This window comes from Aminicella lysinilytica (assembly GCF_004362975.1).
Lineage (GTDB): Bacteria > Bacillota > Clostridia > Peptostreptococcales > Anaerovoracaceae > Aminicella > Aminicella lysinilytica.
The window spans coordinates 1-14,061 of record NZ_SNXO01000008.1 but is presented as its reverse complement, the minus strand read 5'-3'; the positions used below and the strand labels follow the sequence as shown (position 1 = coordinate 14,061).

At 45.0% G+C, this 14,061-nt stretch carries 13 protein-coding genes; all 13 read right to left on the bottom strand.

The genetic code is table 11. The features are described 5' to 3' along the window. Positions 1-5: 5 nt before the first annotated feature. Positions 6-4,262 (bottom strand): type II secretion system protein, encoded by a 4,257-nt coding sequence (locus EV211_RS03255; protein WP_133528048.1) that lies wholly within the window; start codon positions 4,260-4,262, stop codon positions 6-8. A 51-nt stretch (positions 4,263-4,313) separates the two neighbouring features. Then, entirely contained in the window at positions 4,314-4,907 is a 594-nt protein-coding gene (locus tag EV211_RS03250; RefSeq protein WP_133528002.1) for a hypothetical protein, read from the bottom strand. Continuing rightward, positions 4,907-5,494: a hypothetical protein gene (locus EV211_RS03245; protein WP_133528001.1), complete on the bottom strand. Its 588-nt coding sequence runs from the start codon at positions 5,492-5,494 to the stop codon at positions 4,907-4,909. The genes EV211_RS03250 and EV211_RS03245 overlap by 1 nt, the downstream gene beginning before the upstream one ends. A 9-nt stretch (positions 5,495-5,503) precedes the next feature. Beyond that, positions 5,504-6,508, bottom strand: coding sequence for a pilus assembly protein PilM (pilM, locus tag EV211_RS03240; protein ID WP_133528000.1), 1,005 nt, complete (start codon positions 6,506-6,508; stop codon positions 5,504-5,506). Positions 6,509-6,523: 15 nt separating this feature from the next. Beyond that, on the bottom strand, positions 6,524-7,285 hold the full coding sequence (locus EV211_RS03235) for a prepilin peptidase (RefSeq protein ID WP_207667981.1): 762 nt from the start codon (positions 7,283-7,285) through the stop codon (positions 6,524-6,526). 14 nt (positions 7,286-7,299) lie between these two features. Then, complete coding sequence (locus EV211_RS03230; RefSeq protein WP_133527999.1) at positions 7,300-7,737, bottom strand: hypothetical protein; 438 nt, start codon at positions 7,735-7,737, stop codon at positions 7,300-7,302. A gap of 146 nt (positions 7,738-7,883) precedes the next feature. Then, positions 7,884-8,291, bottom strand: coding sequence for a prepilin-type N-terminal cleavage/methylation domain-containing protein (locus EV211_RS03225; protein ID WP_133527998.1), 408 nt, complete (start codon positions 8,289-8,291; stop codon positions 7,884-7,886). A 122-nt stretch (positions 8,292-8,413) separates the two neighbouring features. Further along, complete coding sequence (locus EV211_RS03220; RefSeq protein ID WP_133527997.1) at positions 8,414-9,622, bottom strand: type II secretion system F family protein; 1,209 nt, start codon at positions 9,620-9,622, stop codon at positions 8,414-8,416. Between the two features lie 39 nt (positions 9,623-9,661). Continuing rightward, complete coding sequence (locus EV211_RS03215; RefSeq protein ID WP_133527996.1) at positions 9,662-10,714, bottom strand: type IV pilus twitching motility protein PilT; 1,053 nt, start codon at positions 10,712-10,714, stop codon at positions 9,662-9,664. A gap of 9 nt (positions 10,715-10,723) precedes the next feature. Then, positions 10,724-12,397, bottom strand: a complete 1,674-nt coding sequence (locus EV211_RS03210; RefSeq protein ID WP_133527995.1) for a GspE/PulE family protein — start codon at positions 12,395-12,397, stop codon at positions 10,724-10,726. A 21-nt stretch (positions 12,398-12,418) separates the two neighbouring features. Next, on the bottom strand, positions 12,419-12,931 hold the full coding sequence (locus EV211_RS03205) for a hypothetical protein (protein ID WP_133527994.1): 513 nt from the start codon (positions 12,929-12,931) through the stop codon (positions 12,419-12,421). Between the two features lie 5 nt (positions 12,932-12,936). Continuing rightward, entirely contained in the window at positions 12,937-13,263 is a 327-nt protein-coding gene (locus EV211_RS03200) for a type IV pilus modification PilV family protein (protein WP_133527993.1), read from the bottom strand. A gap of 23 nt (positions 13,264-13,286) precedes the next feature. Beyond that, a complete protein-coding gene (locus tag EV211_RS03195) occupies positions 13,287-13,898 on the bottom strand; it encodes a hypothetical protein (RefSeq protein ID WP_133527992.1) in 612 nt (203 codons plus the stop codon). Between the last annotated feature and the right edge of the window lie 163 nt (positions 13,899-14,061).

The following is a 14,061-nucleotide window of genomic DNA, read 5'->3' as shown; positions in this document are numbered from 1 at the left end:
ACTCTCTATTCCGGATTATCCTGTAGTGTTGGGTAGGATGCGCCATCCTTGATCTCCCATATATTATCGAAGTCGAATCCTGTAAATGTAGTCGGCAGTTTATACTCGTCAGCACTCTTAATGTAAACAATATCATCGTTCCAAAGAGGTGCCGCCAATGCATAATTCTGCAAAGAACTATTCTGAGCAATATCATGGTGACCGTCAAAGCAATTCTTCGATACAATTGTTCCGTCAGCATCCCTCTCGACGGCATGATTATAATGGGATCTCGTGTTTCCGTGGTTTTCTTTTATAAACAGCGCCGGAATTGCATCTGATCTGCTGGTACTGTCAAAATAAGTCGAAGCATAACAGTTAGTACATATCCACTTGTCATCTGTTTCTATGGTTCTCGTTGCTTCTCCAATGAATCCACCTATATTGCTGGTGCTTTGTATATCCATATACAATATGTCCATCTTGCTGAATGACCCTGTAATAAGCGGATAATAAGAATTTCCGTATCCATAATTGAAGTATGTGGCTGCCTTTCCAATAAATCCTCCGAGATTAGTCTCAGCAGACCTGCAGTCCATAGTGCCTTCCGCCTTGGAGTCGTAGATGTTGCATCCCAGCAGATATCCTGCAAATCCTCCTACGTTCATATGCGCTGTAGTATTGTATGTCGTTTCATAGTATGTCTTTATATCTGTATTTGAAGCACACTTGGTTATATCCGGTTCATTTTGCTTATATTGAGATACCAAGCCTACCATACCACCAACATTGATGTCTCCATATCCGTTACGTCCGTAGCAGACAACACTTCCGCCTGCTGAACAGTTGGTCAACACACCATTTTCGTTAACCCTTCCAACAAGTCCACCTATATTCATCATTATAGTATCATAGTTGCCTCCCGTAGTATCAGTATATAATGCGCTTGTATCATATGTTCTGCTTATGTCTACATACAATTTATTATCTTTATCTGCTGTACTGCAGTTTTCCATGGTACCTGTGTTTGTTCCAGCAATCATACCAACATCACTTACGGAATAACTGCTTACATTTATGTTGCTATCAGTGATGGTGACACCCTTCATAGTTCCATAATTTGACCTGAATAATCCCAGACTGCCACCGCCATTGCTGTCGCTGATGTTCATCCTGGTAATATTGTAACCGGTGTTTCCTTCATATGTGGCATCATATACGCCATTGAAATTAGCATATACTACCGATTCTGAATAAGCATTATTCCTTAGATCTATATCACAGGACTGTTTGTAGTAATATCCACTTGAGTAATATCCACTTGAGTAATATTCTATGTTATTCAATTGAGCTTCAGTTCTTACATGATACGGACAGTTCTTTGTTCCCAAATCGTTGTTGGCGCTGATTGCAGCTCCAAACTTAACATTGAATTTATAAGAAACACTATATTTCTTTTCTGTATCAAGATACCACCTTCCTGTATCGCCCCAAGTATTACTTGTACATATAAAGAAGTAATATGTTTCATTTCCTATTTTAATACCATTTGGGTTATCCGTATCCGCACGGAAGTAATAACGCCCATTATATGAATCCGGCACTATATTAGTCTTAGCCAGCATACCATAGACCGGCGTATCCTCGCTGTCGCTTATATAGTCGCCCTGGTTATGGGTCTTGATAAGTGAATCGTAGACTGTATCTACTACAACTTTGCCATTCTTGACTGTAGCACCCTTAATATACCACTGATATCCATCGTTCTTATTGCCTTCTCTGTAGGCCATAAGGTTAGTCCCTATAATATTCTTTTCCGCTACTGGCCAATCGCCATAGTGAGCGTAGTTGTCCGTATTTACTGCCCCTGTCTTATTGACCATACGATAAGGATCTGTAGTCAGTGTCCCGTCTTCCGGATATGATTCTGAAGCAGTTGTCTTGGAACCAATGTTACCTGAGCTCACATCATCGCCTGAAACACCGCTTACTGTACCCTTGGCATTATTATTATTCGCTATCCAGCTAAGTGAATCGCTGTTTATGCCCTTGAGATAATAGCAATCATCGAATTCAGTTTTCTGGGATGTTCCAGCAAAGGTTCCTGTCTTGCCGGTGGAACCACTGACAAGACCAGTAGCATAACAATTTACGCAGTCCTTGTTACCGCCATTATATCCATCATACCCTATGAATCCGCCTGTGTGATAACCCTTGACGGAACATGTGGAATAGCAATTCTCTATATCGACTTTGCTCGCATTACCTATTTTTCCAAGGAAACCTCCTGCTGCCGGTACATCGTTATTGCTGTTTACTACGGATGAAGCGCCTGTAACATTATAATCATCCTTAGAATATTCACCATTCTTAGTCCTGCCTGCAGAATAGCAATTGGTAATATTTGCAGTGCTTCCGATTTCTCCAATGAAACCACCTGCATCACCATTTTCTGTTTTTACTGAATCAGGAGATGTACTGCAGTCTGTTACAGTTATTATACCACCATTGTTAGACTTGCAATAACCCATAAGACCTCCGGCATTGCCCTTATTCATAGTAGCCTCAAATGTTCCGCCGTCCACCAGAACATTCTTAACGGTAATATTTACAACTAAATGATTGCCATCTTTATTTGCTTCAGCAATCAGAGCCGCAGCATTTTTATATGAATAAACATCGAAATCTTTCAATGTAATATCCGAAACAGTGAAATCTGCAGCCACCAATCTGAAGAGTGCTCCGTTACTGTCTCCTGCCGGTGATTCACTCTCTGTTTTATTATCGATCACGATGTTGCTGATGGTCTTCTTGTTTCCTGTATAGGTTTCCAGATTATAGTTGTATATGCCATAATAACTGGTGGTCGCAAGGCTGTTCGAGGTACCGCTCTTGTATATCTTGAAGGCGCCGGAACTATCTTCCACCTTATTGGTGAAGTCCTTGTAATCAATGTTTTTACTCTGATTGACTGCCGTGATTATATACTTATTCTTAGTCGTATCAGAAGTAGTCACTGCCGGAGCTGTATTCTCAGCCATCGGCAGACCCGATACATTCTTGTCCAGGTTCTCTATGTGTCTTATGCAGGTAACATCAGCCGTTGCAGTTCCCGCGTAAGTAGTCAGACCATTCATGTCTGGCGTTACTGATTCGAAAAGGCTGTTGGTCTTGATGCTATCGCTGCTTATGACCTGAGTAAGCACATTGTTGCTTGAGCATGTGGCCTTGACCGTAATGTCCTCCCCCGGTATGAATGATGTGAACATTTCAGCGAAATGCCCGCCATCACGAGTGATGTCGTCCAGATTTATGGTATATTCCTTGGCTGTATTGCCATCGTCGGATTTGACAGACCAGCTGTCATAGTAGATCTTATTATCATTGGTCTTGGCGCCCTTATCCCCCGATGATGTCAGATCCAGAGTCAGAGTTTTAGTACTTCCGCTCTGGAGGCCTGTGACCGTCAGATTTATGTAGGTCTTCAGCTGGGTGCCGCCGCCGGACCTGAAATAGTTAGGATCCGTGACCTTTACCTGCAGCTTGTTGCCGTTGCTCACCTGGATAGTCGGCGCAGTTATTTTTGTTCCCAGAACGTTGACCATGGCCCCGCCGTAATAGCCCAGCACAAAATCATCGCCGGTGGCGCTTTTATAGCCCATCCTGGCAGATTGCCCGCTATCGCTGTCGGCTCTGACCTTACTGCCTGCGGCCGTGCTGTTCAGATACGATCCGGCACCCTCGTCGTTTACGCTGAGAGTTTTAGAATCATTATAAAACACACCATAGACTGTGGCAGTCCTGATGTTATACTCGATTATGTAATATCCGTCTGTCCTCAGGTTCTCGTCAATTGAACCGAAAGGCAGAATATCCTTGAGAATGGTATCGTTCCGGGTAGAAGTGTCTCCCGGTTTATAGACTATGTAATAATATGCGTTATCAGCATCTTTACCGTTTTCCGGCCATGTCTTGCCGGTGGCTTCCTGGAAATCAGACGGTTCGTTAGTCATAGCCGTGCCCAGCCTGCCGTCAGCGTTATTGGCAATATCATAGGATTTCAAAGCGCCTGATGCCTGAGCTTGGGTCAGGTGGTTCTGGGCCGCGATAAATATTTCCTTGGAATTATTGTCCATTTCCGTCAGTTTAAGGACATTAGAATAGTGAAGTATGGCGACCATGCCTATGGCGAGTAAAATCACCGTAATGGCCAGAGTGCCTAACAGCTCCGCAAGAGTAAAACCCTTCTTGTTATTGAATTTTACACTACTTTCCCTAAACATTATCTTTCTCTATTCTTCCCTTGACCCGTACTGTACCTGCCTATACTCCAATCAGTTGGTTGTCGTAGTGGATGTAGTGCCTGTAGTAGCAGAATCCGCTTCCTGCAAGCCATCGGAATTCTTAGCTCCGTAGAGAGTCTCGAAGAATGTTACCTGCATGGTTCCATTGACTGTGCTGTCTGCGGAAGTCAGGCTGATAGTCCTGATAAGGCACCTGTATTTGCAGTTATGTATCTCCTTGACTATGGCCTTGGCCGAGCTGTAACTGCCTGTAGTAAATGTAATGGTTACGTTCCTTCTTACGGCGTCTCCATCCTTGACAGGATCAGCAAATTCCAGATTGAAACTGCTGGTTCCCGAGAATATACTGTTAAGTGCCTTAAGTTCTCTTTTCACATTGTTATATGCGTAGACCACGCCTACGTTGCCGGCTTTATTAGTGGCCATTTCCGATTCCATTTTCTTGATGCTCATGGACTTGGTCTGCTCTGTCTGCAATGTAGTCTCCAGCTTGGCTGTGTCATATTTCTTGATATTAGCCTTTACAGGCTTATATACGAATTCAAAGTATAATATTCCTACGAGAAGAACACACATAACAAGGAGCAATATCTTTTCTCTCTTAGTAAATTCTCTGCTCATCATTACTGGTCACCTCCCGCTTCTTTGAAATTCACGGACAGTGTGGCTGAAACCGTGTTATCAGTCGAACCTGCCGTGGACACATTCACGTAGGATACGGAACTGCTGTCTTCCAGATCTGATACTATGCCTGATACAGTCTTAAGACTGACGTCGTCAACTGTTACCTTGGCAACATTACCGGAAATATCTATGGCAGTAACATTTGCCTTATCTGAAACATTATCGTTGATAACGCTCATGACAGTGGCTCTGTCTGCTTCTATTTTCTCGTCATCGTTAAGATATCCGTTTCCATATTTGCTGTATTCTTTTCTGATTTTGGCATAGTCCTTGTTATTTTCCTGTAAAGTGCTTATCTGAGACTGCATAGTCTCATAATTGTTCTGAGCCTTGACAGAATCTGAAATCAGATCTATTACCATGAATTTTACAAACACTGCAAGTATGATCAGGAACACGACGAAAATCGCTATCTGGAATTTAGGATCATTGTGATCCTTCTCTCTGACGACCAGGTTGATGGAGGTCTTTTCCGGATACTTTTCCTTCTTGCCTATCTGTTTGCTTCCAAGACTTTTAAGATCCATAAGCTCCTCCTATTCCCAAACTATTCCCAGAGCCTGCGGCCCCTGCACTATCTCATTCTTCAAAGCTGTATCATCAGTTATGAGCTCTCCTATGCTGACCATCTGATATCCTGCCGCCTCTGATATGGAATCTATGAGAGGCCTGATATTTGCTCCTCCTCCGCAATAATATATCTTATCCAGATCATTATCCGGATGGTTGAATCCGTAGAAGTTCATTACACGCATTATTTCCACGCCTATCTGGCCATATATATCGTTCAGAGGATCGCTGCTCAGTACGCCGTCCTTATTATTCTCCGCATTGATCTGAGCTATGTGTTCATCCACAGCATCCTTATCTGCCGCCGCAGTTATAAGAGAACTGCAGCCCGGTTCCATATATCTGGTGACCTCGAACTCTCCCTTAGTGAAAAAATACAGTTTGATAGTCCGATGGCCCAGGTCCAGAATAGCGTAGTCCTTCTTCTCCGTAATATTATGGACTTCTTCATAATCCTTGATTATATTCCTGTAAGCCGACGCTTCCGGAGCCGCCAGAGTAAGTCTCAATCCTGCTCTCCTGAACATGGTCTTATACTTATCTATAGTTTCCTTCTGGACAGCTACGCCCATAAGATCCATCTCGCCTTTACCGTTGACCGCCTCATGATCGATGCTTATTACAGAATAATCGTAGTAGTATTTATCGATGTCTTCTGTTATATAATCGTGAAATTCAAAAGGCAGGTTCACCTTAAGCTGATCTATGGTCATAAGGGGCATAGTCATACGTGCTATGTATGTAAGCTTGTCAGGAAGCGCTATAGCCGCTTCCTTTGCCGCCATCTTATGCTCCTCCAGAGTTTCCTTAATAAAATCCGCCATGGCTTCCCATGATACGATCTCGTCATCTTTCACAAGATTGTCCGGCACCTTCACGTTGACATAATCCTCGACTACGCCGTTTTCGCAAAGAGCCATCTTCATCTTGTAGCTGCCTATTTCGAATCCGATGAGTTTTTTCTTAGCCATTCTTCTGTCCTCTCACTACAATAAAGTAAAATACCAGTTTACAACTTCGCAGCCGAACAATATGCTGAAAAATGTTGCCAGAGATATTGCCGGTCCGAAAGGAATTTTCTTTTGTTTAAGCACGATCACGAATACTATGCCTGCAATGCATGCCAGGATCAGGTTGAAAAGTCCGATCCACGGCCCTATGTAAAGGCCTGTCATGAAAAAGAGCTTGATATCGCCGCCGCCGAGGCTTTCTTTGTGCATCACTTTGTCGAACAAAAGGCTCAGCACAAGCATTCCGCCTGCAATGGCGAAGGCTCCTATGAGGCCCAGCTTCAACTGCATCTGCCAGGGTTCTTCCATGAGGGGCAAAGTCACCGCCCACCAGACTATGCCGGCGATGATGAATCTGTCCGGGATGATATATTTGTCCAGGTCTACAAGGGATAATCCCATGAGTATACAGATGAGCACCAGATATCTCATGGCCTCGAAGGTCACATCGAACCTGACGACTACAGCCACGAAGGCTACTGCCATGACCAGTTCTATTATCATGTATCTGGGCGAGATCTTCTTGCCGCAGTATCTGCATTTGCCCTGAAGGAAAATGTAACTGAATATGGGCACCAGATCTAAGGCTCCCAGTGGATGTCCGCATACTGCGCAGTGGCTGCGTCCCTTGGTTACGCTTTCTCCGTTAGCGATCCTCCAGGCCATGCAGTTTATGAAGCTGCCGAATATGGCTCCCAGAATAAATGCGATGGTCAATATGTATATTGTTAAAAACAAGCTCTGTCCTAGCACTAATTCGCTCCCTGTACCCAACTGAGTCTAATGGTCATATTCTTTCCCTCGACCTTGATTATCATACTGTTCTTGTTGCCTCTGTAATAGGTGCTGCCTATTCTAAGAAGGCCGTATTCGTTGTATCCTTTCATCTTGTTCGATACTATGTCATGAGTGACTCTGTCGTAATATCCGACGGTCCAGCCTGAACTGTCTTTATGATAGCATTCATCCTTCCTGCCGTCGCAGTCGCTGATGACGCAATCACTGGAAGCAAGGTCTACTCTGGCCACAGATTCAGCGGTATTAGCCATCATGGCGTCATTGCCGTTGTCCAGATAATTGTCCAGCGTACTGACTCCCATATAGACTATGAATCCCAGCAGAATGCAGATGACCGTGATGCAGAACACTTCCAGTACTGAAAATCCTCTCTTGTCACTCAAACTTCTCATATCTCATTCCTTGATACTTTCCAACAAGCCCTCCTGTAGGCCCATTGTAAAATGTCAAGATAACTTATCTTATATTATGGTTTTAGGGGCCGCAACCCGACGGCCCCTTAGGAAAAATGTCAAAACTGTGAATTAGGTAATTAGGGTTATTTGCCTGGTGCAACCCAAGTTGTAGCAGTTGAACTGTCATCCTTACCCGCGGTCTGAGTGATAGTAACTTCTACTATCTTGCCTTCATGATCGACAGTACCGTCTTTGTATTTACCATATCCTGTGATTCCGGAATTTGTCTCTGTGACAACGCCTTTATCTGCATTGTAGTAATATACTGCTCCGTTGGTATCCTCTGCGCTCAGGTACATAGTAACTGCTGCGCCCTTTGCAGCTCTTTCATTGGCTAAATCAGTAGATTCCTTAGCTTTTGTAAGCTGAGAAGTGAAGATAGGGATGGAAATCGCTACCAGCACTGCTATAATAGCAACTACTACCAAAAGTTCTGCAAGGGTGAAACCCTTCTTACCATTCTGTCTGTTTTCTTGAATCATGTTATACATATTCTTTCCTCCTATTTTTAATCGTTTAAATCAATTTACATACTGTTATATTACAGCCTTCCGATCGGGTTGTAGTCGGTTTGGCATGCAATCATAAAGTATAGAGATAATTTCATACTCACTTACATGAGATTATACATGGTGAATATCGGCAGATATATGGAGATCACTATGAATCCCGCGAATATGGCCATTACCACCAATATGGTCGGTTCCATCTTGGCTATTGCCTGGGCCGTGGCGTGTTCTGCTTCATTGTCGAAGTAGTCGCCGATGTTGTCCAGAGTCTCGTCAAGTTCTCCTGTTTCCTCGCCTATGGCACACATCTCCTTCAGGGTCTTCGGAAGATGGTCGCTGGTCTTGACACACTCACCCAGTGGCCTTCCTTCTTCGATTTTCCCCGACATAGATGATATTTCCATGCCCAGAACATAATTGTCCATGACCTTTGCCGTGACTTCCACAGCCTTGTTGACTGTCAGTCCCGAGGCCAGAAGCACCGCCATGGTATTGGCGAACTGGCTGGCTCCGTTAAGGACATTAATCTTACCCAGTACAGGCATCTTCAACTGGACTCCCGCCCAGAAGGTTCTGCCCTTCTCTGTATTGAAGTAGATCTTCAGCCCTACCACCAGGGCCAGAATAACTGCTATGATCAATATCCAGTAACTGGCGAAGAAATCTGACATGGCTATCATCATTCTGGTCATTACAGGCATCTGCCCTCCCAGATCGCTGAAGGTAACCGCTATGGTCGGTATGACCTTGACCATTACCACTATGAGCACGATGACGGCTATTGCCAGGACGAAGGCCGGGTATGTCATGGCCCTCTTTATTTTCTGAGAAGTTTTATATGATTTCTCATAGTACTTCTCCATCTGGCTGAATGAATTTTCCAGGGTTCCTGATTCTTCTCCGGCTCTCACTGTCTCCAGGAAAGTAACCGGCAGGCCCTTGGCGTTCTTCTCGAAACTGTTTGCTACGCCGTTTCCTTCTGCCACATCGTCGGCAGCTCCCTCCAGCATTTTCTTCAGCTTCTTATCTTCTGTCTGTTCGGCTATCATTGTCATACATCGGGAGATATTGACTCCGGATCTGAGAATGATGGCGAACTGGGAACACATGACCGAAAGGTTCTTGGCGTTGACCTTCTTGCTTCCCACCTCCATGGACAGGAAACCTGTCTTTTCTTTGACGGGGGTAAGCTTGGTGACTACGGGGCAGGTAGCCTTGATCTTGGCTACTGCAGCGAACTCATCGGTCGCCTGGACTATGCCTCTGGTATTGATACCGTCAGCGGTCACAGCCTTATATTGATATGTTATCAAGCCTGCCTCACTTCCTTTCCTTTCGCTCTTGCTGTAGTTTTATCTTATTGAGATATATTTTTTGAAATAATCCTTGTCCATAGCCGCCTCGAAAGCCGCTTCCGGACTGACTATCCCTCTCTTGCTCATGTTGATCAGGCAATTATCCATAGTCAGACTTCCTACATTGGCCGACGCCAGTATAGATGACTGCATCTGCGGTGTCTTGCCCTCTCTTATGAGGTTTCTGATAGCCGATGTGACTACCATGACCTCGCAGGCTGCTGCTCTGCCCTTTCCTGATGCTCTCACCAGAAGCTGCTGAGCAAGTACTGCCTTCAATGTGGTGGACAGTTGCAGTCTTATCTGCCCCTGCTTTGCCTCCGGGAAGACTCCCACTATTCTGTCTATGGAATCTGCCGCGGAATTAGTATGTAATGTAGCGAAGACCAGATGACCTGTCTCTGCTGCTGTCAAAGCTGTTTCTATAGTCTCCAGATCTCTCATCTCACCTATGAGGATGATATCCGGATCCTCTCTCAGTATGGCCCTCAGACCATCTGCGTAGCTTTCTGTATCCTTGCCTATTTCTCTCTGATTTATTATGCTCTTATCAGGAGTGTAGATATACTCTATAGGATCCTCCAAAGTGATTATATGCTCGCCTCTGGTGTGATTGATCTCATCCAGTATAGCCGCCAGTGTGGTGGATTTACCGCTTCCGGTCTCTCCCGTCACCAGGACTATGCCCTTCTGCCAGGTAGGAAATTCATCCACTACCGGCGGAAGTCCAAGATCAGACAACTTAGGTATCTTGTTGCTGAGTATTCTCAATGCCGCCGATATGCTGTTCTGCTGGCGGAAAAGGTTTATCCTCACACGCTCGTCTGCTATAGTAGCTGCCAGATCCAACTGGCCGATCTCCTCTATCTGATAATAGTACTTCCCTGCCAGTTCCTTGGCTATAGCCTTACAGTTATCATCTGACAGAGCCACCGGCTCAAGTTCTGTAAGCTGGCCGTCTATCCTGCACATGGCAGGTATGCCCTTGATCAGGTGAATATCTGAAGCTCCCATAGAAGCTGCTTTTCTGACGAGTTCTTCTACCTTCATATCTATCTCCTATTCGACCATGCCCAATGTCCTGCAGACCTCTTCTACCGTTGTAACGCCCTCTGATACCAGTGCCTCGGCATTCTGCTGCATGGTCACGAATCCTGATTCGCCGATGATCTGCTTGATCTCCTGTTTGTTGGCTCCATCGTTGATGCATTTCCTCAGTTTGTCATTTACAGGCAGGAATTCGAAGACTCCTGTTCTGCCTCTGTAGCCTGAGTGGAAGCACATGTCACAACCGCTGCCGTGATAATATTTCCTCCCCGGCACATCGTCGATGCCGGCCATCTTAAGTTTCTCTTTGTCAGGCTCGTATTCCTCTTTGCAGTTTTTGCAGATGACGCGAACTAACCTTTGTGATATTATGCCCCGCAGGCCGCCTGCAATCAGGTACGGCTCGACTCCCATGTCATGAAGTCTGTCTATAGCCGATACTGCGTCTTCTGTATGTATGGTAGATATTACCAGATGTCCTGTCATTGCGGCCCTCATGGCGATTTCTGCCGTTTCTCCATCTCTGATCTCGCCTACGCAGATTATGTCAGGGTCCTGCCTCAGGATGGCCCTCAGTCCGCTGGCGAAGGTGAGCCCTGTCTTCTCGTTGATCTGCACCTGTGTGGCCCCGTCGATATTGTACTCTACAGGATCCTCCAGGGTTATGAGATTGGTGGACTCATTGAGCAACTCTTTGATAAGAGTGTACATAGTCGATGATTTACCGCTTCCAGTAGGTCCTACTATGAGTATAACGCCGCTGGTATTAGCCATCATCTTATCGAGTTTGTCTGAATCCGCATCCATAATGCCGATGCCTCTGCGATCCAGCATGTTCTCATCTCTGGCCAGAAGTCTTATTACTACCTTCTCGCCGTATATTGTCGGCAGGGTCGACATTCTCATATCGATGTCCTTGCTCTTAAGTTTCATTTCAGCTCTGCCATCCTGGGGTATACGTCTCTCGACGATATCCAGGTGTCCCATGACCTTCAGCCTTGAGATAACAGGATCCTTCAGGTCTCCCGGGATCTTCAGAATGTTGTGGAGTCTTCCGTCTATTCTCATTCTGACGTTCATGTCTCCACTGGAAGGTTCGAAGTGTATATCGCTGGCTTTCTCGGTATATGCTCTCTCTACAATGGAGTTCACCAGTCTGATAGTCGGCGCATTGGCGTTGCCCTCGTTGATTTCCTCAGCCTCATCCTGTCTGATGCCGGCCTCAGCTCTCATCTGAGCCATAGCCTCTGCCGCGCCCTCGTTTCCATATAACGTATTGATGGCGTGATCTACAGCTGTGGAAGAAGCGATCATCGGAACTATCCTCTTCTTGGAGGTTTTCCTGGCCTCTTCTATAGCCATGAAGTTCATTGGATCTGCCATAGCCATGAATAAAGTATCCTTCACAAGTTTCACCGGAACGATGTTGTCTTTTCTGGCTATGTGCTTAGGCACATAGGATGACATTTCCGGCGGGATATCCACCTTGGTCAGGTCGATGAAATCGATACCAAGCTGCATTCTGAGAGTTTCGATCAGCTGTGACTCTGTAATGTACCCGTTATCGACCAGCACCTTACCCAGTCTGTCCTTGGACTCCTTCTGTTTGGCCAAAGCCTCATTCAATTGTTCCTCTGTTATCAGATCTACCGACAACAGCATATCTCCAAGACGTTTGTACTTCATCCTGAGCTCCTTCAGGTCAGATCACTCGTTCAGAGGTCTGACTGTTATAGTCTGCTTCGACACTGTAGTGCCGTCCTTCTTAACTTCTATAGTCGCAGTGAAGAGTTTATCATCGCTGCTGTAATTGTATGTTATCGACGGTACCAGCCCGTCAGTCATGGTCTTAGTTGACAAAAGCTGTATGTTCTGTGTGCTGTCTCCCGTCGCATAGGCTTCCATAATGCCGAGGTTATCAGCTGTGCCGTCCCCGTTAACAAAAGACATCTTGTAGCTGTTGTTGCCGCTGACGAATGTCGGCGTGTCTGTGCCCTCTATGTCTTCGGCAAATTTCAACTCATCGCTGACTTTGGTTATGGCTGTTGACATGAGCACCTGAGCATTGGCCTTAAGGGTGATGCGCTGGTATGCGTTCTTCACGACTACTATGCCTCCGCCTATTATGGTCACTACCAGTATCAGTATCAGGACACTGGCCAGCGTCTCCGATAAGGTGAAGCCTTTCTTATTCATTTTTTTCTCAAACAAATATTTCATAGCTATTACTCTACTGCATATGACATAAGCTTCGAATCAGCATCACTGTAGACACTGACGGTAATATCCGATACCAAAGAGCTACCCTCCTTGATGCTTATGGTTTTCCCTGTACTGACAGTTGCTTTGCCGGCGTTCTGGCTTTCCATAGCCGATTCGCCATTATACTGAGTAGTCATCTTAGTCTGACCTTTGTCAACCATACGGCTGGATGCCATGATCATAGTCGACAGTACTACAAGCCCTACGGCTATTATGAGAACTGATATCAGCACCTCTGCCAGAGACTCGCCTTTTCTGCTTATTAATTTTTCTCTGATCATATCTGCCATAAAAACACTTCCCGAAATCTACCCTACTGCATCTGCTTGCTGATCCTGACATCTGTCCAGGTCAGGTTGGTCTCTATCTGAGTACTGCCGTCAGACAGCGTTGTCTTATACTGCTTCTTATCATTTATGAAGGTTGCCGTCCCGCTTACATAGCAGGTGAAATCTCCACAGTTGAAACTGACCGATATGTTATAATTTTTATCCATAGTAAACTGACTGGTCACATCTTTTATATTATCTTCTCCGACACTGCTGGAAGGAGTTATTGTCAGATCTTTCGATGGCAATGTAGTTGCCACTTCCTGATTTACCTTGAATACCGTAAGGGCGTTATCCTTAAGGAACTTATCAAAATTGGTGTCCGGTTTACCCTCTGTGACCGTGGTAGTGTATTCATCAGTCTTACTGTTATATACACAATCAAAGGTCTTGTCCATTATCTCAGTTTTAAACATTCTGGCAGCTGATGTGGCTGAATAATATGATTGCTCATCCGTAACCAGGTTACTTACTCTACCCGAAGCACCTGTTCCAGCTGCTAGTACTACTGATCCCGCTACGGCGCATAAAAGAAAAAACAGCAATGCAATCAAAATAGTAGCGCCCTTTTCAGACTTCATTCTATTTGTCAACATTGCTCCACCTCTCCTACACACACTTGATATAACCTAATTATAACAATAAAGCATTAAAATTTCAACAAAAGGGGCTGTCGCATTAACGAATAAGAGATTCGTTAATGACGAGGCCCCTTTTGTATACAAAAAACAAACAAAAAGCAAAATAAAAGCCTGTGTA

Coding starts and splice junctions, on each gene's coding strand:
- EV211_RS03215 (WP_133527996.1), bottom strand. CDS start 10,714: ATGAAGGTAGAAGAACTCGTCAGAAAAGCAGCTTCTATGGGAGCTTCA.
- EV211_RS03255 (WP_133528048.1), bottom strand. CDS start 4,262: ATGTTTAGGGAAAGTAGTGTAAAATTCAATAACAAGAAGGGTTTTACT.
- EV211_RS03225 (WP_133527998.1), bottom strand. CDS start 8,291: ATGTATAACATGATTCAAGAAAACAGACAGAATGGTAAGAAGGGTTTC.
- EV211_RS03195 (WP_133527992.1), bottom strand. CDS start 13,898: ATGTTGACAAATAGAATGAAGTCTGAAAAGGGCGCTACTATTTTGATT.
- EV211_RS03230 (WP_133527999.1), bottom strand. CDS start 7,737: ATGAGAAGTTTGAGTGACAAGAGAGGATTTTCAGTACTGGAAGTGTTC.
- EV211_RS03205 (WP_133527994.1), bottom strand. CDS start 12,931: ATGAAATATTTGTTTGAGAAAAAAATGAATAAGAAAGGCTTCACCTTA.
- EV211_RS03200 (WP_133527993.1), bottom strand. CDS start 13,263: ATGGCAGATATGATCAGAGAAAAATTAATAAGCAGAAAAGGCGAGTCT.
- EV211_RS03245 (WP_133528001.1), bottom strand. CDS start 5,494: ATGGATCTTAAAAGTCTTGGAAGCAAACAGATAGGCAAGAAGGAAAAG.
- EV211_RS03250 (WP_133528002.1), bottom strand. CDS start 4,907: ATGATGAGCAGAGAATTTACTAAGAGAGAAAAGATATTGCTCCTTGTT.
- pilM (WP_133528000.1), bottom strand. CDS start 6,508: ATGGCTAAGAAAAAACTCATCGGATTCGAAATAGGCAGCTACAAGATG.
- EV211_RS03210 (WP_133527995.1), bottom strand. CDS start 12,397: ATGAAGTACAAACGTCTTGGAGATATGCTGTTGTCGGTAGATCTGATA.